Raw genomic sequence first — 22814 nt, forward strand, 5'->3', positions numbered from 1 at the left:
GCGAAAATAATGCTGAGTGCGTTAACTCCCCCTTTGCAGGGGGAGGCGCAAAGCGCGTTCACTCAATAAGTACGCGGGCTTTTATTGAGACTCTTTGCCCATCTTCACTTCGTTGACCCACTTGGTGATGAGCTCTTTACGCATATCGGATGCGCCGTACTTGTCCATGTCGTAATTGATGAGCTTCAGGTCGCTCATTTTCAGCGAGTTCGGGGAGGTTTCTGCGGTGGTGTTGGTCAGGATTTGATAAGACTGGCCTTTTTTCCATGCCAGTTCCTGCGCGTCTTTGGACAATGCCCAGTCAACGAACAGTTTGGCGTTATCCAGGTTACGTGCGCCTTTCAGGATGCTGACGCCGCCGATTTCATAGCCGGAACCTTCGCACGGGGAAATCAGTTTCAGCGGTGCGCCGCTCTCTTTTTCCTGAGCGTAATCGTGCAGGAAGCCGATGCCGATGGCGGTTTCACCGCGTGCGGCGTTACGCGCCGGGGCGATACCGGATTTGGTGTACTGGGAAATATTGCTGTTAAGTTTTTTCAGGTAATCGAACGCCTGATCTTCGCCCCACAGCTGCGCGAAGGTCGCCAGCGCGGTGTAGGCGGTGCCGGAACTTTGTGGATCGGCAATCTGGATTTCGCCTTTATAAATCGGGTTGGTCAGGTCTTTCCAGCATTTAGGTTCTGGCAGATTTTTCTCTTTCAGGCGGTTGGTATTCACGCCGACGCCCAGAATGCCGATGTACACGGCGGAAGAGTAGTTACCTTTACGTTTTGCCGGGTCCTGGAAGGCAGGCATGATTTGCGCGAGGTTAGGGGATTTATACGCCTGCAACAGATCCATTTCACCGGCCTGTGACTGCGGATCTAAGGTGCCGCCGTACCAGACGTCAGCCTGCGGGTTCTTTTTCTCGGCTTCCACTTTCGCCAGCGTGCTGCCGGAACCGTTGCGGATGAAGGAGGTTTTGACGTCGTACTTTTCCCCGAAGGCTTTGGTTTCTTCTTCACACATGGCGTTGGTGGCGCTGCAATACACCACCAGACGGCCTTTAGCCTGAGCGGCACCGGTGAACGCCGTCATGGCGACCGCCGCGGCGAGAAGAGAGTAAGTCAGAGTCGTTTTCATGGTGTTTACCTTTTTTTAGTTATGTTGCAGGACAGAGAACCTTGTCAGTTGTCCGGCGGAGCGGACTGTAATTCGCGTTTGCTGATCCCGGCCATCATCATGGGCATCAGCAGCAGCCCGACGAACGCCGAAGCCATCGTCAGCACGGCAAAAAATCCGGACCAGCCGTAGTGTTGCATCACCACCGCCAGCGGCCATCCCGCCAGCGCCGCGCCGAGGTAGGCAAACAGCCCGAGAAATCCGGTCACCGTGCCCGCCGCGTCTTTGTGCGAGTATTCGGTTGCCGCCAGACCAATCAGCATTTGCGGCCCGAACACAAAAAATCCGATGCTGAAGAAACTCAGCGCCAGCAACCCGAAATGATGCACCGGTGCCAGCCACAGGGCGGTGACGGTCAGAAACAGCCCCAGTGAAAACAGTAAAATCATCGGGGCGCGCTGCCCGCGAAACAGCAGGTCAGACCCCCATCCGGCAAACAACGCGCCGAGCAGGCCGCCGAGCTCGAAAAGTGACAGTGTCGCGTTTGCGCTCAGCAAATTGACCCCGTGATTCTCCGCCAGCCAGATATTCCCCCAGTCGTTGAGCGCAATGCGGATGAGGTACACCAGCACATACGAGACGCCCAGGAGCCAGATTGTCCGGTTTTGCAAAATCGTCTGGCGCAGGATCTGCGTCATACTCATCGGCGGGCTTTGCTGCTCCTGCCGCCGTTCCAGCGGGTCACGCCGCCAGACGCCCACCGTGGGCAATCCTTCCTGCTGCGGTGTGCCGCACAGCTGGCGGCAAAGCCATAATCCGAGAACGATCCCGACCGCGCCCGGCACCAGCAGCGCCGCCTGCCAGCCCCAGGTGGCGGCCAGTAAACCCGAGAGCAGCGGAACCGCCGCGCCACCGATGTTGATCGACGTGTTCCAGCAGCCCCACCAGAAACCGCGTTCGTTGCGCGAATACCAGTGGGTCAGCAATCTGGCGCACGGCGGCCATCCCCAGCCCTGAAAGAATCCGTTCAGCGTCCAGACAATCAGCAACGCGGTCAGCGAATGGCAGAAGGCGAACAGAATATTCAGCACGCCGGTCATCAGTAATCCGACGCCCATAAACCAGCGGGCACCGGTGCGGTCGCTGTAAATACCCGAGATAAATTTCGAGCCGCCGTAGGCCAGATAAAACAGCGTGCCGAGCAGGCCGATATCGCCTTTGGTCAGCCCCAGTTCCAGCTGCATCACCGGCATCGCGAAATTCACGCTGCGGCGGGTGAGATAGAACGCGGCGTAGCCAATGACCATCGACAGCAATAAATGCACGCGCCAGTAACGGTAATTTTTATCCACGTCGGTGGCGGATAACGGCGTTGCTGTCATGGTGTTCTCCAACTTGATGAGGCGAGTGTAGGCGGGTGATTTGTCGGGCGGATGAGACAAGGTTTTAGATGACTAGGAATTAGTCCTAGTCAGGGCGATGTTCTTTGCAAATCTGTGGGCAACTTAACAATTATGCGGGTGCCATCCTGCTGATGAACCAGCCATTCGCCGCCCAGCGCGCGCACGCGTTCCTCAATGCCGCGCAGCCCGAAACCTTCTTTCACCGGCAGGGCAAAGCCGACGCCGTTGTCACTGACCGTCAGCACCAGCATGTTGTGTTGCACGGTCAGGCTGACGCGCACCTGCGTCGCACCGGCATGTTTATTGATGTTGTTGAGCAGTTCCTGCACCAGCCGGTACAGCGTGAAAATCAGAGTGTCATCGGAGGGCGCGTCGGTCAGGCGGTAATCGAGCTGAAAATCGACGCCCTGTTGCGCGAAGGCAAATTCATCCGCCAGATGGTGCAGGGCCACGTCGAGCGACATTTCATCCAGCACCGGCGGGCGCAGCTGACGCAATAACTGGCGGGTGGTGTGGTGAATGCGCTGCGACAGTTCGCCAATTTGTCTGGCGGCGGCGTGGGTGGCCGCACCGGGCGGGCTGCGATCGACCAGCATCGCCTGGATCTGAATGGCGGTAATGTTCTGCCCGATTTCATCGTGCAGCTCGCGGGCGATTTCCTTGCGTACCGCTTCTTCGGTATGCACCAGCCGCTCCGTCAGCTGGCGACGGGTGTGCAACTCCTGCTCAAGCTGCAAACGGTAACGGTTGAGATGCGACGCCAGTTGCTGCTGACGGCTGATGGCAATCCCCAGCCCGATGCCGAGCAGCGCCTGGGTGGAGAGAAACAGTTCCAGCTCGAGCAAATCGTGAAACGCGCCGCTCATCTGCCGCGTGACCGTGATCATCAGGCTGCCCAGCACCGCCGCCAGCACGCCACCCTGCCAGCCGAAGGCGTAAGCCATCACCACGTTGGGCAGAAAAACCAGAATGATCAGCAGCCGTTCCACTTCCGGCGCCAGCGTCATTTGCAGACAGACGGCGAGGGCGAAGAACAGTGAACACCAGATCAGGAGCGACGTGCGCAGCGGCGGATCGGGGATCTCTTGTGCCAGCAGGTTTTGCAGATGCTGCTGTTTGAGATATTCATAAATCAGATAGATAAACGGCGTCAGCAGAATGCCGCCGGTGAAGGAGGCCAGCAGCGTCTGGCTCAGCGGTGAATTCAGCCACAGGCCGGGTACCGCCATCTGCAACAGGCTGTTACCGGCCACCGCGCCAAGCAACAGCAAAAGCCGTTGCCAGTAAAGGGTAAACCGTCGCCAGAAATGCTGCACGAGTGCGGCGGGGATCAGGCTGAGCAGGGGCGAAAGCAGAATGATCCAGTGCGTCTGCAACTGTTCGCTGTGCAGCCAGACGGCAATGCCTAATTCTGACGCCAGCATCACCGGCCAGTAACGCCGCGAAAGCAGCGTCATCAGCGCCAGACGCAGACCCTGCGGCAGGAGCAGCATCGCCTGCTGACCATTTTGCGTGAGATAAAAACTGATCGACCACAGCGCCAGCCAGCACAGGCTGTAGAAAATGGCGAGAAACAGCGTCAGACCAGCCCGGCGCATCAGGCGAGAAGGTGATGCTGTATGGCGAAATGGACCAGTTCGATGGTGGTATCGCACTGGAGTTTGCCAAGGATATTGGCGCGGTGAACGTGCACGGTTTTGTGGCTGAGTTCGAGCTGTTCGGCAATCGCTTTCACGCTCAGCCCGTTGACCAGCAGATCGAAAATCTCGCGTTCACGCGGTGTCAGCGCCTGCAAGGCTTTCGGCGTTTGCTGACTCTGGCGCAGCGCCAGCAGGGCATCGGAACACAGATAGCGCCCACCGGCGTGCACGGTGCGGACCGCCTGCACCAGCTCTTCAGGGCCGCAGCGTTTGGTGAGATAGCCACCCGCACCGGCATCCAGCGCACTTTGTACAAACGCAGTGGTGTCGTAAATGCTCAGAATGATGGCGCGGAAATCGGGGCGCTGCTGCCGTAAACGCGACAGCAAACTTAACCCGCTTTCATCGGGCATGGCGATATCCATCACCGCCACGTCAATATTCATTTTCAGCAGCGACGACCACGCATTCGCCGCCGACGCATACTGGCCGACAATCTGGATATCCGGCTCAAGGCCGAGCAACTGGGCAAAACCGGAACGCACCACCACGTGGTCGTCAATCAAAGCAACGTTAATCATTAGGCGTAACTGAATGTAAATGAGATTCGCATAATGCTCATGAATAGTTGCAGTTGGCAACACGGAACGGAGGAATTGCAGGGCAGGTAACGGAATTTGAGTTAGTCAGGAGGGAAGAAAGAAAAGGGCGCGGTTTTCCGCGCCACGTCACTCTTATTTACAGCTCCGCTTTGAAGGTATGCAGGCGGCGCATGGTTTTTTCCAGGCCTTCCTTCATCAGCAGTTCAGTACAGCGCAGGGATTCATCAATCGCATCGTCGATCAGCTTTTGTTCGCTGGCTGGCGGCTTACCGAGCACGAACCCGACCACTTTGCTTTTATCGCCCGGATGGCCGATACCAATGCGCAGGCGATAGAAATTCGGGTTATTGCCGAATTTGCTCTGAATGTCTTTCAGACCGTTATGGCCGCCGTTACCGCCGCCCAGTTTGATTTTCGCCATGCCCGGCGGGATATCCAGCTCGTCGTGCGCGACCAGAATTTCATCCGGCTCGATGCGGTAGAACTGCGCCATCGCCAGCACCGCTTTGCCGCTCAGGTTCATAAACGTGGTCGGTACCAGCAGACGAACGTCCTGACCGGCCAGTGACAGACGGGCGGTATAACCAAAAAACTTACTTTCTTCTTTCAGTTGCTGGTTGTGCTGGCGGGCGAGGAGATCCACGTACCAGGCACCGGCATTGTGGCGGGTCTGGGCATATTCGGCACCAGGATTGGCCAGGCCGACAATTAATTTAATGCTGCTCACGGTTTTTCGCTTCTTTATCGGGTGAGGTTTAGGCGCACAGTTTACCTGCCTGTCAGTGCCATGCCAAATAAAGGGCAGGGGAAAAGCCATAGATACCGTTGGAAATGAATAATGCAGTCGGATAACTATTCACCCTTCGAATGTATCTGACTGGAAAACGTAAAGATTTGTCATCCAATGTTCTCTGTCTGTGATCGTTGCCTCAAAGTGAACCAGATGGGACGTCTATAGTTAAAGCAGAAAAAGACAAGACAGCAATGATGCTAAGACTATCGACGACTGGAGGTGACAAATGAAACGTAAAACCGCAACAGTATTGGGCAATGCCCTGATGGGACTCGGTTTGCTCACAATGGTCGGTGGCGTTGGTTATTCGATTTTAAATCAGCTGCCAGAACTGGGTCTGCCACAATTTCTGGCCCACGGCGCAATCGGCAGTATCTTCATCGGTGCCATCTTATGGCTGACCGGTGCGAGAGTAGGCGGACGCGAACGCGTTGCCGACCGTTACTGGTGGGTACGTCATTATGATTCCCGCTGCAATAAGCCCCATCGCCATTCCTGATTTATCCGGATGGCAGGCATAAAAAAACCGTTGTCGCTCACGCCACAACGGTTTTTTTTGATTTCTGCACAAGCTAAAACATCTGCCGGGCGAAAACAAAACGCCCCTGTAAACAGGGGCGTGATGATTAATGCTCGAACATCGCAGAAATGGATTCTTCATTGCTGATGCGGCGGATAGCCTCAGCCAGCATGCCTGACAGGGTCAGGGTACGCACTTTCTTCAACGCACGAATTTCAGCGGACAGCGGAATAGTGTCACACACAATCACTTCGTCGATGACGGAGTTTCTGATGTTCTCTACTGCATTGCCGGAGAAAATCGGGTGGGTAGCGTAAGCAAATACGCGCTTTGCACCGCGTTCTTTCAGTGCTTCAGCCGCTTTGCACAGCGTGCCACCGGTATCGATCATGTCATCAACCAGAACACAGTCACGGCCAGCGACGTCACCGATAATGTGCATCACCTGAGAAACGTTTGCGCGCGGGCGACGTTTATCGATGATAGCCATGTCGGTATCGTTAAGCAGTTTGGCAACGGCACGGGCGCGAACGACACCACCGATGTCCGGAGAAACTACGATTGGGTTTTCCAGGTTCTGTTGCAGCATGTCTTCGAGCAGGATAGGGCTGCCGAATACGTTGTCTACAGGCACATCGAAGAAGCCCTGAATTTGTTCTGCGTGCAGATCCACGGTAAGAACGCGGTCAACGCCAACGCTGGAGAGGAAATCAGCCACCACTTTCGCGGTGATAGGGACACGGGCTGAACGAACCCGGCGATCCTGACGTGCGTAACCGAAGTAAGGAATAACGGCTGTGATACGACCGGCCGAGGCGCGGCGTAAGGCATCAACCATTACGACCAGTTCCATCAGGTTATCGTTAGTAGGCGCGCAGGTGGACTGGATAATGAAAATATCTCCGCCACGTACATTTTCGTTGATTTGCACACTTACTTCACCGTCGCTAAAACGACTGACGGCGGCGTCACCAAGGCTGGTGTATAAACGGTTGGCAATACGTTGTGCTAGTTCCGGGGTGGCGTTACCAGCAAAAAGCTTCATATCAGGCACGAGAAGAACCTCAGGCTTGCGTCCAGGGAAGACATTGGCTTTTGGTACCACCGGGCGGTGAGCGGTACCAAAGCATTATGCTCACGATACTTCTAAATCTTACTACTTAAATCTGTTGAATAATTGGCTGGCAAAGAACAGACACAAAACCACTGTGACGCTCTACGCTTTGCCCGCAGTTCTCAACCAGACTTCGCGAAAAAGATGCAACGGCGAGATATTAACACCTTGCGCGACAAAACCCCGACTCCATGTTGGCATTTTGTCTAAAACCTGACGGGCAGCAGACTCGGTGTCGAATTCAGCAAACACACAAGCACCTGTCCCGGTCAGTCGCGACGGCGCGTATTCTAACAGCCAAGAAAGTAGCTGTTCAACCTCGTAAAAACGTTTTCTCGCAATCGGTTCGCAATCATTTGCGTAAGGCGTGTCCAACAGCACATTAACAGTACGTTTTGGTGTATTTCTGGTCAGTTCAGGATCGCCGAAAATCAACGGTGTCGCAATGTTCACGCCGGGATGGGCAATCAGGTACCATTTTTCTTCCGGTTCAACCGGTTGCAAAATCTCGCCGATGCCTTCTGCAAAAGCGGCATGCCCCATGACAAAGACCGGCACATCGGCACCCAGCGTCACGCCCAGTTGTGCCAGTTCGGTATCGCAAAGGCCGCACTGCCATAACGCATTGAGGGCGATAAGGACGGTCGCCGCGTTTGATGAACCGCCACCCAGACCGCCACCCATCGGGATACGTTTTTGCAGCGATATCTCCGCGCCCTGCGAAACACCTGCATGGGCTTGCAGTAAACGGGCGGCGCGCACCACCAGATTATCTTCATCGGCGACGCCGTCCGTTGGCGTGGTCAGCACGATGGCGCTGTCGTCGCGTACGTTAAAACTCAGGCTGTCACCGTAATCGACAAACTGAAACAGCGTCTGCAGGTCGTGATAGCCATTCGGACGCTGTCCGGTGATGTAAAGGAACAAATTGAGTTTAGCCGGAGACGGCCACCATTGCTGCGTCATCTCAGTTCAGCGTCCAGTTATCCATTTTCAGTTTGATGCGTTGCTCGCCCTGGGTCATTTCCAGACGCTGCGGCAGGGACGGTTTCGCGTCGTCGTCATAACTTTGATACACCACGGTGCCCGGTTTGCCGTCCTGAGTGAATTTCACCTGAGAAAGACGGTACTGGCTGTCGAGGGTGAAATCGGTGCCATCACCCGGCAGGCCGAGCATCCACAAACGCAGATTATCCAGCGGGATCGACATACCGGTCAGTTTTTGGATCATGTCATCAGGATTGTCGCTGGTGTAATGCTTGCCTTCATTATTGGTCAGCTGTGCGATACCGCTTTGCACTTTCAGCTCCATTTCGGTGCTGCCCAGCGGATTGGTCAGCAGTAAACGGTAGCTGTCACGGGAATATTGTTGCCAGAAGAAGCGGGCGTACACTTTCTGTTTATCGGAAAGATAGGCAAAAGACCCGCGGGTCTGATAGTGGTCCAGTTGCTTGACCTGCGCTTCGTGTTCACGCCATTGCGGGGACGTCGGGCTGGTCGCCGGGCCTTTCGGCGTATTAAAAGAACACGCCGCAAGGACTAAACTTGCGAGAGGAAGAAGGCGAACAAAATGGGCTTTACGCATTGGCATAACAGATTAAATCCTTTGTGCGATGGCTGAATGAGGTGCCAGGGCAATAATGGCGTGCGTCAGTTTAGCACAGCCAGCGAGGCGGGTGATCTCAACCCTGCGCAGATGATCGGCGATCAATCCGTTTTGGGACAATGCTGATTTGTAATTGGATTTAACCGATGATTACCTATCTGTCTAACATCAATGATGCGACGACTGATGAATTTGACGATATTCCGTGCATCTATAATTCTGCGATCTGTATCAGATTGAGTCAGTCATAGAGCCATTTACCAGAACGCGCAGACTCAGCGAGCATTCTTAGTGTGAGCGGTTGAGGCTCATCGTCATCAGCACCTGACGTACACAGTGCAAATAGGATAAAGGTCTCTGCAGGCCAGTATTTATAGAAATCGAATCCTGCCGGGTCTACCCCGAACTTCTCAAAATATTCCTCCATGATTTCAGCACCCGTTTCACTCGCCCACACATAGCGACCAGTTGAAAGGCTCGTCTCAATCGTGACCGGAATCTGTTTTTTTGAGAACAGTACAGGCTTGTTGAACCGCTTGCTGTACCACTGAATGACGTCTTCGTTGTTTACCATAGTTTGTCATTACCCCGCGCCAGGGTGTTGTACTTATTCGTGGCTTTGTACGCTATCGTAGAGACATCAGAAGCAATGATAATAATGCCCAGAATCGGAATCCACCGACCAACGAAAGCACCCAGATTTGTCACATAACTGAACTTAAGGCGCTTAATACTTCCTGACGTCAGGGTGGGTAAACGCATGGTCTTAACGTTAAGTAAATGGCGCAACTGTGAACTAAGTGGTGACGTTCCTTTCGTTGCAGTTCCTGGCTTAGTGCGCGTGTCTATCGTTGGCTGGCCTAATAGAATCAAACCAATTGTCAGGTAGTCATCAACATCAAAGTGTTCAGCTGTAGTGTCCAGAAAAATCCAGAACAGCAATTCTCCTGATGAAAGATTAGAGAATCCCCGATAGAAATACGTGCCGTTAAGCTCTTCAACTGTATCCATACTTTTTACCCTGTTATGCGTTCATTCCATGCGTCGCTGTATTTAATATTTCCATCAAGGTAATGCCACGTGATTTTGTCATACCTGACCTGCACCTGCTCCAGATGACCAACATTAATAACGGTTTTCGTGTCATGCATCATCGGTGTTACTGAGACGATTTTAACGTTCTCAAGCAGCATGTTGTAATACTCGACCTCCTGACCCGCGTCATTGATTCGATACCACTTAAATTCTGCTGACTTCAGACTCTGACCGGTAGCAACAGCTTTGAACAGATACGGTGAAGAGCTATCAAATTCCTTCTCGAAAATAAGTGCACCGTGGACACGTGTACCGGTCAGCTTACCGGTATTACCCTCCGTGGGGATGTAGAGGTTATGGCTGAAGCTGGTGATTTCAATGGAGTGCTCGCGGTCTTTGACATCAACTGAACCTTTGATCAACGCGCCGCCATCATCCTTGAGCCATAAGTAAGCAGGGATTGCCATATTCATAATTCCTTTATAAATGTAAGGAATTACCTTATTCCCGCTGAATTCAGGAGACAATGACGAAAAGTGGAAGGTAATAATTTTCAGAGGTTTAGTATTAATGATCGGCTATAGGAATTCGTCGGGGGGCGAAATGGTCTCGACGTCTGGGGCATTTTGGGGGCAATACAGAGCTGAAAACAGATGAATTACTGGAAAATAGGGGGGTGATAAGGATCTCTCAGATCGGGCTCCAACCCGCATCCTGTGCGGTTTTTCCGCAGACTCAGAAATAAACCCACATCATATTTAACCGATGGTGCTGTATGCCTTTTATTGATCTCGCGCATCTTGTAGAATGCGCAGCAGACGTAAACCCATACTAATATAAAGTATAAGCCGATAACCGCCTCCCATATGACCCTGCTTGCATTAGGTATCAACCATAAAACGGCCCCGGTGTCTCTGCGTGAACGGGTAACATTTTCACCCGAGACACTTGATCAGGCGCTCTCCAGTCTGCTCCAGCAACCGCTGGTGCAGGGCGGTGTGGTGTTGTCTACCTGTAACCGGACTGAGTTGTACCTCAGCGTTGAACAGCAGGGGAATTTGCAGGATCAACTGGTGAAATGGTTATGCGACTATCATCATCTCAGTGAAGATGAAGTGCGTAAAAGCTTGTACTGGCATCACGGCAACGAAGCCGTCAGCCACCTGATGCGCGTCGCCAGCGGCCTGGATTCTCTGGTGCTCGGTGAACCGCAAATACTCGGGCAGGTAAAAAAAGCCTTCGCGGAATCGCAAAACGGTCAGGCCGTTTCCGGCGAACTGGAGCGTCTGTTCCAGAAATCCTTCTCCGTGGCAAAACGTGTCCGCACTGAAACTGATATCGGGGCCAGCGCGGTGTCGGTGGCGTTTGCCGCCTGTACGCTGGCGCGTCAGATTTTTGAATCCCTTTCGGAAGTCAGTGTGTTACTGGTCGGTGCCGGTGAAACCATCGAACTGGTGGCGCGTCATCTGCATCAGCATAACGTCCGCCACATGATGATTGCCAACCGTACCCGTGAACGGGCGCAGGCGCTGGCGACAGAAGTGAATGCAGAAGTCATCAGCCTGCAGGATATCGACTCCCGCCTGGCCGAAGCCGACATTATCATCAGCTCCACTGCCAGCCCGCTGCCGATCATCGGTAAAGGCATGGTGGAGCGCGCGTTAAAAGCCCGCCGCAACCAGCCCATGCTGATGGTGGATATTGCCGTTCCGCGCGATATCGAACCGGAAGTCGGCAAACTGGCCAACGCCTATCTGTACAGCGTTGATGATCTGCACAGCATCATTCAAAACAATCTTGCCCAACGCAAAGCGGCCGCCATCCAGGCGGAAACCATCGTTGAGCAGGAGAGTTCTAACTTCATGGCCTGGCTGCGTTCGCAGGGAGCCGTTGAAATTATTCGTGATTATCGCTCGCGTGCTGATATTATTCGCGCCGACGCAGAAGCCAAAGCCATCGCAGCGATTGCGCAGGGCGCTGACGTCGAAGCGGTGATCCATGAATTAGCCCACAAATTGACAAACCGCCTTATTCACGCGCCAACCCGTTCTCTGCAACAGGCAGCCAGCGACGGTGATGTGGAGCGTTTGCAAATTTTACGCGACAGCCTGGGGCTGGGTCAGCAATAGTTCCTCCTTTTTTCACAGGGTTAAACACCACGCATGAAGCCTTCTATTGTTGCCAAACTGGAAGCGTTACAAGAGCGCCACGAAGAAGTGCAGGCGATGCTTGGCGATGCCAGCGTTATCGCCGATCAGGATAAATTCCGCAGTCTTTCCCGCGAATATTCTCAGTTAACGTCCGTCTCCGAATGTTTTCTGGCCTGGCGTCAGGCGCAGGACGATTTAGAAACAGCTGAAATGATGCTCGATGATCCCGAGATGCGCGAAATGGCGCAGGACGAAATCAAAGAGTGCAAAGCCACCATCGAAGAGCTCGAACAACAATTACAGCTTCTGTTATTGCCTAAAGATCCTGACGATGAACGCGGGTGCTTTCTTGAAATTCGCGCCGGAACCGGCGGTGATGAAGCGGCAATTTTTGCCGGCGATTTGTTCCGCATGTACAGCCGTTACGCGGAATCGCGTCGCTGGCGTGTGGAAATCGTGAGCGCCAGCGAAGGCGAGCACGGCGGCTATAAAGAAGTGATCGCGAAAGTCAGCGGCGACGGTGTTTATGGTCAGTTCAAATTTGAATCGGGCGGCCACCGCGTTCAGCGCGTTCCGGAAACGGAGTCGCAGGGACGTATTCATACCTCGGCCTGTACCGTTGCCGTGATGCCGGAAATTCCGGAAGCCGAATTGCCGGAAATTAACGCCGGTGATTTGCGTATCGATACCTTCCGTTCCTCCGGCGCGGGCGGTCAGCACGTTAACACCACTGACTCCGCCATCCGTATCACCCACATTCCTACCGGTATCGTGGTGGAATGCCAGGATGAACGTTCGCAGCACAAAAACAAAGCCAAAGCGATGTCTGTGCTGGGCGCGCGTATTCGCGCTGCCGAAGTGGCAAAACGCCATGCCGAAGAAGCGTCAACGCGCCGTAACCTGCTGGGCACCGGCGACCGTTCAGACCGTAACCGGACCTACAACTTCCCGCAGGGCCGCGTCACCGATCACCGCATCAACCTGACGATTTACCGTCTGGATGAAGTGATGGAAGGCAAGCTGGACACGCTGATCCAGCCGATCGTGCAGGAATATCAGGCCGATCAGCTCGCCGCGCTTTCTGAGCAGGATTAATGGATTTTCAGTGCTGGCTGCGTGATGCCACCCGCCGTCTCGCGGCGGGTGAAAGCCCGAAACGCGACGCTGAAATCTTGCTCGGTTTTGTGACTGGCCGGGCGAGAACTTTCATTATGGCGTTTGGCGAAACCCTGCTGACCGCTGAACAACTTCAGCAACTGGAGACTCTGCTTGCGCGACGCGAGCAGGGTGAGCCGGTTGCCTATCTGACCGGTGAGCGTGAATTCTGGTCGCTGCCACTCTCGGTTTCTCCCGCTACCTTAATTCCCCGTCCTGATACTGAATGCCTGGTCGAGCAGGCGCTGGCGCATTTACCGCCTGAGCCGGTACGCGTGCTGGATTTAGGCACCGGCACCGGCGCGATTGCCCTGGCTGTCGCCAGCGAACGCCCCGACTGCCAGTTAACCGGCGTTGATGTGCAACCCGATGCCGTCAGCCTGGCGCAACACAATGCCCGAAAACTGGCAATTCCGAATGCGCGATTTTTACAGGGCAGCTGGTTTGCGCCGGTGACAGGTGAAACCTTTGCGCTGATCGCCAGTAATCCTCCTTATATTGATGCAGCCGACCCTCATCTGGCGCAAGGTGACGTGCGTTTTGAGCCCGCAAGCGCGCTGGTGGCAGATAATGCCGGTCTGGCTGATCTGGCTCATATCATTCGCAGCGCACCCGCGTATCTTCAGGATCGCGGCTGGTTACTGCTCGAACACGGCTGGCAGCAGGCGAATGACGTTCAGGCGTTGTTGCGCCAGGCCGGTTATCAGCTGATTTCCACCGTGAAAGATTACGGTGATAACGATCGTGTCACGCTTGGACAGTGGATGCTGCCAGCGTTGTGATCGCCTGACCGCATAATAATCAACCCTATCTGAGGAAGCGGGTAATGGCATACGTCTGGATGAAAAATCTGCATCTGCTCACTATTACGCTGAGTATTACGCTGTTTGTTTTACGTTTTTTCTGGAAATGGGCGGGTTCTGCTATGATGCAGAAACGCTGGGTGAAGATCGTGCCTCACATGGTGGATACGCTGTTGTTAATAAGCGGTATTTCACTTATCTTCATCACCCACTTTTATCCGTTCAGCCCACAGGGAACCTGGCTGACCGAAAAGCTTTTCGGCGTTATTATCTATATTGCGTTGGGTTTTGTAGCCCTGAGCAAGCGACCTCTTAGCCAGAAAACACGCTGGCTGGCCTTTATTCTGGCGCTCGCTTGTCTCTATCTGGTTCTCAAACTGGCCCTGACGAAAATACCGCTGCTATTGGGATAACTATGAGTACGCTTGCTGATTTTGAATTTAACACGGCCCCTCTCAGTACCGGAGTGATCAAAGTGACGGAATCCGTGCGCTTTGATTTCAACGCGGAGGATGTCCGCCGCCAGTTACAAGTGCTGGTGGATGAAGCGCGCAGCGTCGTGCCTGAAAATCTCGATCAGGATCAGCAACTGGAAGTCCTGATTGAACTGTTTTATCGCACCTGGGGATTTGGTGGCGCGGGCGGCGTCTATCGCCTGTCGGATGCTATCTGGATCGACAAAGTGCTGGCTTCACGGCAGGGCACGCCGGTGTCGCTGGGTGTGATTTTCTTGCATATCGCCCATGAACTGAATCTGCCACTGATGCCGGTGATTTTCCCGACTCAGCTGATTTTACGCGCTGACTGGCTGGATGAAGAGATGTGGTTGCTCAACCCCATCAACGGCGACACGCTCAACGAGCACATGCTCAGCGTCTGGCTGAAAGGCAATCTGGGCGTGACGGCAGAAATCGAAGACGACGATCTGGAAGAAGCGGAAAACACGGTGATCGTGCGCAAAATGCTCGATACGCTCAAAGCCGCGCTGATGGAAGAAAAGCAGTTTGAAATGGCTCTGCGGGCAAGTGAAACCGTGTTGCAGTTCGACCCGGAAGATCCTTATGAAATCCGCGATCGCGGTCTGATTTACGTTCAGCTCGACTGTAATCAGGTGGCTATTTCCGATCTCAGCTACTTTGTCGAACAATGCCCGGAAGACCCGATTTCAGAAGTCATCAAAGTGCAGATCCATGCGATTGAACACAAGCAGGTTACGCTGCATTAATTTATTATTACCTTACATTATCATCTGACGCGTGTTGAAAAACTGCCTGTTGAGGCTGCCTCAGATGAAGGATTTATCACTAAAAAGGCCAAAGCATGAAACATAAAGTGGTTAGCATTCAGGACATCAAAGTCGCCAACGATCTGCCGTTTGTGTTGTTCGGTGGGATGAACGTACTCGAGTCGCGTGAAATGGCGATGCGCGTGTGCGAACACTACGTCACTGTGACGCAGAAACTGGGTATTCCTTACGTGTTTAAGGCGTCTTTCGATAAAGCCAACCGCTCGTCGATTCATTCTTACCGTGGTCCGGGTCTGGACGAAGGCATGAAGATTTTCCAGGAGCTGAAGCAGGCGTTCGGCGTGAAAATCATCACTGACGTGCATGAATCCTGGCAGGCACAGCCGGTTTCAGAAGTGGTTGACGTGATCCAGTTACCTGCATTCCTGGCGCGCCAGACTGATCTGGTCGAAGCGATGGCAAAAACCGGCGCCGTCATCAACGTGAAAAAACCGCAATTTGTCAGCCCTGGGCAAATGGGTAACATCGTTGATAAATTTAAAGAAGGCGGAAACGATCAGGTTATTTTGTGCGATCGCGGCAGCAACTTTGGTTATGACAATCTGGTCGTCGACATGCTGGGTATGAACGTGATGATTAACGCCACGGGCGGTCATCCGGTGATCTTCGACGTGACTCACGCACTGCAAACCCGCGATCCGTTTGGCGCAGCGTCCGGCGGCCGTCGTGCACAGGTAGCAGAACTGGCGCGCGCAGGCATGGCCGTAGGTATCGCAGGTCTGTTCATCGAAGCGCACGAAGATCCGGCTCACGCGAAATGTGACGGCCCGTCTGCGTTGCCATTAGATAAACTGGAACCTTTCCTGGTGCAGATGAAAGCCATCGATGATCTGGTGAAAAGCTTCCCGGCGCTCGATACCAGCAAATAAGCGCAGCAATCAGATAAAACAAAGGCGACCCGAGGGTCGCCTTTTGCATTTCTGCGTGAGTATTTCTGCGTGAGTATTACAGCGCGTCCTGCAATGAACTGTGGAAGCTCAGTTTTCCTGCCACCGGTTGCATTCTGGCGCGGGCCAGGGTTTTGAGCGGCTGGTAAGGGATCTCAGCGATACGCAATTCGGTGCCTTCGGGCAGATTCGCGATGAAGGTCCGTAATGCATTCACGCCACCGGCATCGAGCACCGCAACGCGATCCCACAACAGTACGATCACTTTTTTACCGGCACTGCGCACCTGCAATTCACTGAAGATACGCTCTGCAGCGGCGAAGAACAGCGGGCCGTTAATGCGCATGACCAGAGTATCTTCCGCTGCTTCAGCAGGCACCTCGGTCAGACGGGTGAGTTTGGCGATGCGTCGCATAAACAGCAGCGAAGCCATCACGATACCGGCAGTAATGGCGATCACCATATCAAACAGCACGGTCAGGCTCATGCAGGTCAGCATCACCAGAATGTCGTCTTTGGGCGCGCGGCGCAGCAAATCCACCACTTTATGCGCTTCACTCATGTTCCAGGCGACCATCAACAACAACGCCGCCATGGCGGCGAGCGGGAGCCAGGACAACCACGGTGCGAGCACCAGCAGGGCGAGGATCACCAGCAATGAGTGAATAATCGCAGACACCGGTGAGGTTGCACCGGCGCGCACATTGGCTGCCGAGCGGGCAATGGCCGCCGTCGCTGTGATGCCGCCAAAGAACGGACTGACGATATTACCGATACCCTGACCGATCAGTTCATTGTCGGAATGATGTTTTTTGCCTGTCATCCCGTCCAGCACCACTGCGCAAAGAAGCGACTCGATGGCGCCAAGCATCGCCATCGAAAAGGCTGCCGGTAACAATGCCTGAACCAGTGACCAGCTCAGGCCGCTGCCGCCGGACGCACTCCACGGCAACGTGAACTGTGGCAGGATCGCCGGAATGCCGTTGCCCTGCGAACCATCGGGCAACAGATAATGAAAGCGTGAGCCGATAGTGGCCACCGGGTGCCCGGCCTGCATGAAAATCGCCATCACCGCGCAGCCTGCCAGCAGCGCAGGAAGATGCCCCGGTACCCGCAAACCGAGTTTCGGCCAGCCGATCAGAACGGCAAGCGTCACGATGCCAATGGTCGCATCACCGTAATCCAGCGTCGGCAGCGCCATCACCAGCGCCGCCACTTTGCTCAGATAATGTTCCGGGACTGAAGCCATCGACAGCCCGAAGAAATCTTTGAGCTGCATGGTCCCGATGGTAATGGCAATCCCCGAGGTGAAACCCAGCGTCACCGGCAGGGGAATGTATTCGATAAGCCGGCCAAAACGCGCCAGCCCCATCAGCAGCAACATGAAGCCGGACATCAGCGTCGCCAGCAGCAAGCCGGAGAGGCCGTACTGTTGCGACACCGGGAACAGGATCACGACAAAAGCCGCGGTCGGCCCGGACACGCTAAAACGCGAACCGCCGCAAATGGCGATCACAATCCCTGCGATGGCTGATGTATAAAGCCCGTACTGCGGCGGCACGCCGCTGGCAATCGCCAGCGCCATGGCAAGCGGGATCGCGATGATCCCGACGGTGACACCGGCAATGGCGTCTTTAAGTAAACGCGGGAGAGAGTATTTTTCAAGGATACAGGCTTCAATCAGCGCACTGAACAGCCTGACACGGCGACTTCCTGAGGTATTCATACGACGTAAACCACCTGACGAAAAAGGATTGAAAAGAACACAGGTCTTCCTTTACCCGAAAGCACTCAGCCTACGCCGATTCGCCTGAGGGTATCTAGATATAAATCAAGGAGTGAACGGCCTTTGGTGTGTAGTCTGTGCGCCAGTTTAATTCCCGACAATGTGACACGTCCCGCTATATTTCACGGTGAGGAACTTTCGGGGCATTGATCATCTATATTTAAGTTAAAACCCGTAATCTGGAGGGAAAACCGTAAGGGGACGCATTTATCTATGCCGGATATCTTATCGCTCAGAAGCTTGTATGGGGATATTTGTGTTACCTATGCCACGCTGTCGATCATCTTTTTTCTCCTGAGCCGCAGCGAACCTTTTACCTTCAAAGGCTCACACTGGAAGCGGGTGGTGTTCGGCGTGGTGGCCGGGATGACGGCCTTATATTTACGCAGTAATCGTCTGGTACTGGTCGACGATTTATCTTTCAGTCTTGAAATGTTGCCGATGATTTTAGTGACGTTTTTCGGCGGCTGGCTGAGCGGGCTGTGCAGTTTTATTGTGTCTTTTGTGTTCAACGGCATGTTTACGCTGAACAATCTGTTTATCGCCAGCATTCTTGGCACGCTGTTTTTATTCCGCGTCTGGCGCAGGCGCAAACACCGAGAACTGTATATCACCATTATCCTGATCGGTGCTTTCCGGCTGGCGTTAATTTCCAGCATTCATGGCATTCAGGTTCCCTGGTCAGAACTGCTGGTTTATCAGCTCATTTCTGCCGGTTGCATGATCCTGTGTTATCACGCCCTCAATTATAAAGAAATTTATATGGGCAAAGTCTTCACTATCCGCGTGAAGGCGGCGACCGATGAACTGACGCAGATAAACAACCGTGCCAGTCTCGATTACTGGCTGGATCAGAGGCAGTTACAGCGCGAAGCCTGCGGACTGATTTTGCTGGATATCGATAACTTCAAACAGGTTAACGACACTTTTGGTCATCTGGCCGGAGACAGAGTGCTGACCGAAGTGGGGCGGTTATTACGCCATCTGACGCGCAGCGATGATTTCGCCGGGCGTTACGGCGGTGAGGAGTTTCTGGTGATGACCTCGACCTGCGACCCCGGCACGCTCATGGCGATTGCCGAACGCATCCGTAAGGAAGTGGAGGATTGCGCCATTATTCTCGAGGATGGACGGGTGCTTAACGTGACGGTGTCACTTGGCGTATCCCTTTACCTGCCGGGTATGATTATCCGCAAGTCGCTGAAACTGGCTGATTTATCGTTATATGAGGCAAAACGGCAGGGCAAAAACCGTGTGGTGGCCAGTTCGATCCTGACGCTCTCGTCGCTGGGCGCTAAACGAGATTATCCCGGAATGTAAAAGGGAGCCTTGCAACGGCTCCCTGAATTGCTTTCACCCTGACAGATTATTTCTGCGTGCCTTCTTCGATTTTTGGCGGAGAGGGCAAATCAGCGGCTTCACGCATTTTCGCCACCTCTTTTGCCGTGACCGTCGCGCCCGCCGGATTACCAAACTGCGTGCTTACATAATTACTCAGCGTGGCAATCTGCTGGTCATTAAGCTGATCGGCAAACGACGGCATCATGATTTCGCCTTTATCCATATGGCGCTGCACACCGTTGAGGATAACGGACACCTGATTACGGCTGTCGTATGAACCGGTGCTGGTATGACTGAACAGCGACGGATACGCATGGAACCCTTCACCGCTGCCTTCGCCGCCTTTGCCGTGACAGGCTGCGCAGCTGGCATTAAAGAGTGCCGCTGCCGACTGGTCAATGGTCAGCCCCTCTGCACGCAGGGGATACACATCCTGATTCTGACGGCCCCACGCATCACGCGGTTTTGTCTGTTTGTCATCACCGATGGCCGGGACGGACCGGATATAGGTGGCGATGGCATTCAGGTCGCTGTCTGAAAGATGCTGCAAACTGTGCTCTATGGCTTCTGCCATCGCCCCGGACGCCGACGCCTTACCGGCCACAAAGCCCGTTTTCAGGTAAGTCACCAGATCCTGCTGCGACCAGGTGCCGATCCCGGCATTTTTATCCGGCGTAATGTTGAAGGCCACCCACGCGCCCAAATCACCGCCCGAAAACGCTTTGTCGGTGTCCATGCCCATGGTCATCGTGCGCGGTGTATGGCAGGTGCCGCAGTGTTCCAATGCCTCCACCAGATACGCGCCGCGATTCCAGTCAGCAGATTTTGACGGATCGTTTTTCAGTTCGCCTTCGTCAAAGTTAAACATCTTCCACAGACGCATGCCCCAGCGCTGGTTAAACGGAAATGACAGATCCGTTTGCGGCCCCGCGGAATTCACCGCTGGCAGCGACATCAGGTACGCTTTGATCGCCAGCACATCTTCACGTTTCATTTTGGTGAAAGAGTCATAAGGCATGGCCGGATAAAGTTGCTGGCCGTCTTTGCCCACACCCTCACGCACCGCACGCACGAATTCGTCGTCCGTCCAGTTGCCGATGCCAAACTGTTTGTCAGAAGAAATATTGGTGCCGTAAATCACGCCAAAAGGCGATGCCAGCGGATAACCGCCGCCGAATTTCTCGGTTTTATCCGCGCCCGGCGCGGTATGGCAGGCGGTACAGTCACCGGCTGTCGCCAGATATTCGCCGCGCTTGATTAAATCGGTATGACCCGCGGCGTCATCAGCCCGTGCGCCAGCCCCTACCAGTAACGGCAGCAGCGCCAGCATGAATTTCATTTTCATTACTCAGTCCTCAGAAAATCAATCAGGCCAGGCTTTTCAGCACCGTATCAGCCATACGCAATGCCAGAGCGGTACCCGACAACGTGGAGTTCACCGTTGAAGCGGAAGGCATAATGCCGGTACCGGCGATAAACAGATTCGGGTGATCGTGCGTACGGCAGTCGCCGTCCACCACCGAATCCTGCGGATCGCTGCCCATGATCATGGTGCCGGTGATGTGCTGGTTGTTGTCGTACACGCCACGCTTGCTGTACACCACCTCAGTGCCGCCCATTTCTTTGACGATTTTCTGGAAATCAAGCATCGACTGGTCATAACCGCGGTGCACGTATTCCGGGAATTTGTAGTGCACTTCGAGGCGCGGAATACCCCATTCGTCTTTTTCGGTTTTGCTGAGAACCACACGGTTTTCCGGCTCCGGCAGCATTTCCAGCAGACATTTCAGCTGAATAAAACGCTCCGACTGATAGGTCAGTTTGTCGTTCAGCGCTTTGCCGTAATAGCCCTGACGCACCAGGCGCTCGGTCAGATAACGCACCGGGGACGTGTTGGCGACGTCGATACGTAAGGCCGAGCGGTCGCTGCGGAAATCGCCGTCGCGCAGGTTATTGATACTGCCCGGACGCATCGGCCCGCGGCCAAAATACACCGGTTCATCGGCATAAAACTCCACCGAGGTGCCCGGATGATCCATCAGGTTACGGCCGACCATGCCGGAGCTGTTGGCGATGCCGTTCGGGTATTTATCGCTGGTGGACATCAGCAACAGTTTCGGGCTTTCGATGCCGTTTGCGGTCAGCACGAAGCGTTTACCGGTGACTTTATGCGCCACTTTATCGGCATCGAGATAATGCACGGCGACGATGTCGCCGCTGTCATTGGCTTCGATGTTGTACACCACGGCGTTGGCAATCACCCGCACACCGGCGTCGATGGCTTTGCGCGCGGAAATGCCACCGTGATACTGCGCATCAATCGGGCACACCGGCATGCAGTTGTTGTTACCGCAGCAGGCCGGGCGGCCGTCGTAGGGAATGCTGTTACGCGCCTGCGGGCCGATCCCCAGCACGTAACCGAGTTTGGCGATGCGTTTGCTGATGCGATCGAACCCGTACGGCAGCGGAATGCCCGGCAACGGATAGGGCTGCGAGCGCGGGGAATCCAGCGCATCGTCACCGGAAACGCCCATTTGAATTTCGGCTTCGGTGTAATAGGGTTCCAGATCCTCATAACTGATCGGCCAGTCGCGGCCCACGCCGTAAAGCGTTTTGATCTTCATGTCGTTAGGCAGCAAGCGGAACGCCTGTCCGGCCCAGTGCCAGGTGGTGCCACCGACGCCGCGCAGATACTGGGCGGCATAAATATCCGGGCCTTTCTGGATCAGATAGTTGTTATCTTTTGGCTGGAATTTCGGTTGCGGCGCCCACGGCTTCGGCGGATAGGGTTCGGTGAAGTCGCCTTTGAGCGGTGACTGGCGGAACAATTCAACCGCTTCGTCGCGTTTGATGACCGGTCCGGAATCCAGCATCAGCACGGAAACCCCGGCTTTTGCCATTTTCAGTGCAGCAAGAGAACCGGCAATACCGGCGCCAATAACAACGACATCTGCATTCAGTGCATCAGCCATGAGCCATCACCTCCGTGGAAAATTGTTGCGAAACAGCAGGTTTATTGACCCAGAAATTCGGTTCGCCCGGTGCGTAGCTCGGAGGCAGCAGGTTATTTTTCAGCAACTGATAGCTGACGATATTTTCGAATCCGATACATTTTTGGCTGCCGGGCTGACCGACCACGCCGAGATACCAGCCGCTGACCAGCTGCTGATACAACTGCGCCAGTTCGGCCGGTTGCTGCGCCAGCAACTGATGCAAATCATCACCGACCACGCCGCTGTGCGCGGTGAGCAGTGCGGAAAGGGCGTCGAGCTGAGTATCAAGTTGGGCATTTTGCTGTGACTGATGCAGCCAGCTGTAAAGCGCCTGAGCCAGATGCGGTTCAAGGGAATTCATGCCGGTGAGCTGTGCTGAAAGTGTCATAAAACTGGCCGGCATAGTCACCGCCGAGGCCAGTGGCGGGGCGGCATGCGCCAGGGTGGCAAAGACGCCGCCGCCAAGTATCTGGCTGCCGATCCCCGCAGCCAGTGCGCCCGCCGTGCCGATAACCAGCCGGCGACGAGAAAGATTGATCATGACGAGATGTTCCGTGAACGAATTATTATGAGTGTTAC

General features: G+C 54.4%; 23 protein-coding genes. 8 read left to right on the top strand and 15 right to left on the bottom strand.

Annotated features, from left to right (window positions below; all coding sequences use genetic code 11):
- Positions 1–81: 81 nt before the first annotated feature.
- The 5 genes from ABSH60_RS19995 to pth form a co-directional block, all read right to left on the bottom strand.
- The gene (locus ABSH60_RS19995; protein WP_390975509.1) at positions 82–1122 is read right to left on the bottom strand and encodes an extracellular solute-binding protein; all 1041 of its coding nucleotides are present in this window, start codon (positions 1120–1122) and stop codon (positions 82–84) included.
- A 44-nt stretch (positions 1123–1166) separates the two neighbouring features.
- A complete protein-coding gene (uhpC, locus tag ABSH60_RS20000; protein WP_390975511.1) occupies positions 1167–2483 on the bottom strand; it encodes an MFS transporter family glucose-6-phosphate receptor UhpC in 1317 nt (438 codons plus the stop codon).
- Between the two features lie 89 nt (positions 2484–2572).
- The gene (locus ABSH60_RS20005) at positions 2573–4102 is read right to left on the bottom strand and encodes an MASE1 domain-containing protein (protein WP_056770739.1); all 1530 of its coding nucleotides are present in this window, start codon (positions 4100–4102) and stop codon (positions 2573–2575) included.
- Positions 4102–4725: a response regulator transcription factor gene (locus tag ABSH60_RS20010; RefSeq protein WP_056770737.1), complete on the bottom strand. Its 624-nt coding sequence runs from the start codon at positions 4723–4725 to the stop codon at positions 4102–4104. The genes ABSH60_RS20005 and ABSH60_RS20010 overlap by 1 nt, the downstream gene beginning before the upstream one ends.
- Positions 4726–4882: 157 nt before the next feature.
- Positions 4883–5473, bottom strand: coding sequence for an aminoacyl-tRNA hydrolase (gene pth, locus ABSH60_RS20015; RefSeq protein WP_037034067.1), 591 nt, complete (start codon positions 5471–5473; stop codon positions 4883–4885).
- 292 nt (positions 5474–5765) lie between these two features.
- On the opposite strand from pth, the gene ychH reads away from it, so the two are divergent.
- Complete coding sequence (gene ychH, locus ABSH60_RS20020) at positions 5766–6038, top strand: stress-induced protein YchH (RefSeq protein ID WP_390975514.1); 273 nt, start codon at positions 5766–5768, stop codon at positions 6036–6038.
- A gap of 127 nt (positions 6039–6165) precedes the next feature.
- Here the strand turns inward: ychH and prs are convergent, their stop codons facing one another.
- The 6 genes from prs to ABSH60_RS20050 all read right to left on the bottom strand — a co-directional run bounded on the left by prs (position 6166) and on the right by ABSH60_RS20050 (position 10281).
- Entirely contained in the window at positions 6166–7113 is a 948-nt protein-coding gene (gene prs, locus ABSH60_RS20025; protein WP_104921955.1) for a ribose-phosphate diphosphokinase, read from the bottom strand.
- A gap of 162 nt (positions 7114–7275) precedes the next feature.
- Positions 7276–8139, bottom strand: coding sequence for a 4-(cytidine 5'-diphospho)-2-C-methyl-D-erythritol kinase (ispE, locus tag ABSH60_RS20030; protein WP_390975516.1), 864 nt, complete (start codon positions 8137–8139; stop codon positions 7276–7278).
- Position 8140: 1 nt separating this feature from the next.
- Positions 8141–8764 carry a lipoprotein insertase outer membrane protein LolB gene (gene lolB / locus ABSH60_RS20035; RefSeq protein ID WP_056770726.1) on the bottom strand — a complete coding sequence of 208 codons (624 nt, stop codon included), beginning with the start codon at positions 8762–8764 and terminating at the stop codon, positions 8141–8143.
- Between the two features lie 256 nt (positions 8765–9020).
- Positions 9021–9353 (bottom strand): DUF1493 family protein, encoded by a 333-nt coding sequence (locus tag ABSH60_RS20040; protein WP_390975518.1) that lies wholly within the window; start codon positions 9351–9353, stop codon positions 9021–9023.
- Positions 9347–9790 carry an STM2901 family protein gene (locus ABSH60_RS20045; protein ID WP_183847044.1) on the bottom strand — a complete coding sequence of 148 codons (444 nt, stop codon included), beginning with the start codon at positions 9788–9790 and terminating at the stop codon, positions 9347–9349. The genes ABSH60_RS20040 and ABSH60_RS20045 overlap by 7 nt, the downstream gene beginning before the upstream one ends.
- Before the next feature lie 5 nt (positions 9791–9795).
- Positions 9796–10281 (bottom strand): type VI secretion system tube protein TssD, encoded by a 486-nt coding sequence (locus tag ABSH60_RS20050; RefSeq protein WP_390975520.1) that lies wholly within the window; start codon positions 10279–10281, stop codon positions 9796–9798.
- Positions 10282–10680: 399 nt separating this feature from the next.
- Here ABSH60_RS20050 and hemA point away from each other — a divergent pair, with 399 nt between their 5' ends.
- From hemA to kdsA, 6 genes are all read left to right on the top strand, one after another.
- The gene (hemA, locus tag ABSH60_RS20055) at positions 10681–11943 is read left to right on the top strand and encodes a glutamyl-tRNA reductase (RefSeq protein WP_136375965.1); all 1263 of its coding nucleotides are present in this window, start codon (positions 10681–10683) and stop codon (positions 11941–11943) included.
- 33 nt (positions 11944–11976) lie between these two features.
- Complete coding sequence (prfA, locus tag ABSH60_RS20060; RefSeq protein ID WP_056770715.1) at positions 11977–13059, top strand: peptide chain release factor 1; 1083 nt, start codon at positions 11977–11979, stop codon at positions 13057–13059.
- The gene (prmC, locus tag ABSH60_RS20065; RefSeq protein WP_390975523.1) at positions 13059–13901 is read left to right on the top strand and encodes a peptide chain release factor N(5)-glutamine methyltransferase; all 843 of its coding nucleotides are present in this window, start codon (positions 13059–13061) and stop codon (positions 13899–13901) included. Before prfA ends, prmC begins: the two co-directional genes overlap by 1 nt.
- Positions 13902–13945: 44 nt before the next feature.
- The gene (locus ABSH60_RS20070; RefSeq protein WP_122095318.1) at positions 13946–14335 is read left to right on the top strand and encodes a SirB2 family protein; all 390 of its coding nucleotides are present in this window, start codon (positions 13946–13948) and stop codon (positions 14333–14335) included.
- Between the two features lie 2 nt (positions 14336–14337).
- Positions 14338–15147, top strand: a complete 810-nt coding sequence (gene sirB1 / locus ABSH60_RS20075; protein WP_122095317.1) for an invasion regulator SirB1 — start codon at positions 14338–14340, stop codon at positions 15145–15147.
- Between the two features lie 95 nt (positions 15148–15242).
- Entirely contained in the window at positions 15243–16097 is an 855-nt protein-coding gene (gene kdsA, locus ABSH60_RS20080) for a 3-deoxy-8-phosphooctulonate synthase (RefSeq protein WP_056770704.1), read from the top strand.
- 76 nt (positions 16098–16173) lie between these two features.
- Here the strand turns inward: kdsA and dauA are convergent, their stop codons facing one another.
- Entirely contained in the window at positions 16174–17841 is a 1668-nt protein-coding gene (dauA, locus tag ABSH60_RS20085) for a C4-dicarboxylic acid transporter DauA (RefSeq protein WP_390975527.1), read from the bottom strand.
- A 273-nt stretch (positions 17842–18114) separates the two neighbouring features.
- On the opposite strand from dauA, the gene ABSH60_RS20090 reads away from it, so the two are divergent.
- Positions 18115–19221 (top strand): diguanylate cyclase, encoded by a 1107-nt coding sequence (locus tag ABSH60_RS20090; RefSeq protein ID WP_390975530.1) that lies wholly within the window; start codon positions 18115–18117, stop codon positions 19219–19221.
- A gap of 46 nt (positions 19222–19267) precedes the next feature.
- On the opposite strand, the gene ABSH60_RS20095 is transcribed toward ABSH60_RS20090, so the two are convergent.
- The 3 genes from ABSH60_RS20095 to ABSH60_RS20105 are packed head-to-tail and all read right to left on the bottom strand — an operon-like array spanning position 19268 to position 22776.
- On the bottom strand, positions 19268–20587 hold the full coding sequence (locus ABSH60_RS20095; RefSeq protein WP_390975531.1) for a c-type cytochrome: 1320 nt from the start codon (positions 20585–20587) through the stop codon (positions 19268–19270).
- A gap of 22 nt (positions 20588–20609) precedes the next feature.
- A complete protein-coding gene (locus tag ABSH60_RS20100) occupies positions 20610–22214 on the bottom strand; it encodes a GMC oxidoreductase (protein WP_390975533.1) in 1605 nt (534 codons plus the stop codon).
- The gene (locus ABSH60_RS20105; protein ID WP_390975535.1) at positions 22207–22776 is read right to left on the bottom strand and encodes a sugar dehydrogenase complex small subunit; all 570 of its coding nucleotides are present in this window, start codon (positions 22774–22776) and stop codon (positions 22207–22209) included. The genes ABSH60_RS20100 and ABSH60_RS20105 overlap by 8 nt, the downstream gene beginning before the upstream one ends.
- Between the last annotated feature and the right edge of the window lie 38 nt (positions 22777–22814).

Source organism: Rahnella sp. R3(2024) (assembly GCF_042920125.1).
Lineage (GTDB): Bacteria > Pseudomonadota > Gammaproteobacteria > Enterobacterales > Enterobacteriaceae > Rahnella > Rahnella rivi.

Coding starts and splice junctions, on each gene's coding strand:
- ABSH60_RS19995 (WP_390975509.1), bottom strand. CDS start 1,122: ATGAAAACGACTCTGACTTACTCTCTTCTCGCCGCGGCGGTCGCCATG.
- uhpC (WP_390975511.1), bottom strand. CDS start 2,483: ATGACAGCAACGCCGTTATCCGCCACCGACGTGGATAAAAATTACCGT.
- ABSH60_RS20005 (WP_056770739.1), bottom strand. CDS start 4,102: ATGCGCCGGGCTGGTCTGACGCTGTTTCTCGCCATTTTCTACAGCCTG.
- ABSH60_RS20010 (WP_056770737.1), bottom strand. CDS start 4,725: ATGATTAACGTTGCTTTGATTGACGACCACGTGGTGGTGCGTTCCGGT.
- ychH (WP_390975514.1), top strand. CDS start 5,766: ATGAAACGTAAAACCGCAACAGTATTGGGCAATGCCCTGATGGGACTC.
- ispE (WP_390975516.1), bottom strand. CDS start 8,139: ATGACGCAGCAATGGTGGCCGTCTCCGGCTAAACTCAATTTGTTCCTT.
- lolB (WP_056770726.1), bottom strand. CDS start 8,764: ATGCCAATGCGTAAAGCCCATTTTGTTCGCCTTCTTCCTCTCGCAAGT.
- ABSH60_RS20040 (WP_390975518.1), bottom strand. CDS start 9,353: ATGGTAAACAACGAAGACGTCATTCAGTGGTACAGCAAGCGGTTCAAC.
- ABSH60_RS20045 (WP_183847044.1), bottom strand. CDS start 9,790: ATGGATACAGTTGAAGAGCTTAACGGCACGTATTTCTATCGGGGATTC.
- ABSH60_RS20050 (WP_390975520.1), bottom strand. CDS start 10,281: ATGGCAATCCCTGCTTACTTATGGCTCAAGGATGATGGCGGCGCGTTG.
- hemA (WP_136375965.1), top strand. CDS start 10,681: ATGACCCTGCTTGCATTAGGTATCAACCATAAAACGGCCCCGGTGTCT.
- prfA (WP_056770715.1), top strand. CDS start 11,977: ATGAAGCCTTCTATTGTTGCCAAACTGGAAGCGTTACAAGAGCGCCAC.
- prmC (WP_390975523.1), top strand. CDS start 13,059: ATGGATTTTCAGTGCTGGCTGCGTGATGCCACCCGCCGTCTCGCGGCG.
- ABSH60_RS20070 (WP_122095318.1), top strand. CDS start 13,946: ATGGCATACGTCTGGATGAAAAATCTGCATCTGCTCACTATTACGCTG.
- sirB1 (WP_122095317.1), top strand. CDS start 14,338: ATGAGTACGCTTGCTGATTTTGAATTTAACACGGCCCCTCTCAGTACC.
- kdsA (WP_056770704.1), top strand. CDS start 15,243: ATGAAACATAAAGTGGTTAGCATTCAGGACATCAAAGTCGCCAACGAT.
- dauA (WP_390975527.1), bottom strand. CDS start 17,841: ATGAATACCTCAGGAAGTCGCCGTGTCAGGCTGTTCAGTGCGCTGATT.
- ABSH60_RS20090 (WP_390975530.1), top strand. CDS start 18,115: ATGCCGGATATCTTATCGCTCAGAAGCTTGTATGGGGATATTTGTGTT.
- ABSH60_RS20095 (WP_390975531.1), bottom strand. CDS start 20,587: ATGAAAATGAAATTCATGCTGGCGCTGCTGCCGTTACTGGTAGGGGCT.
- ABSH60_RS20100 (WP_390975533.1), bottom strand. CDS start 22,214: ATGGCTGATGCACTGAATGCAGATGTCGTTGTTATTGGCGCCGGTATT.
- ABSH60_RS20105 (WP_390975535.1), bottom strand. CDS start 22,776: ATGATCAATCTTTCTCGTCGCCGGCTGGTTATCGGCACGGCGGGCGCA.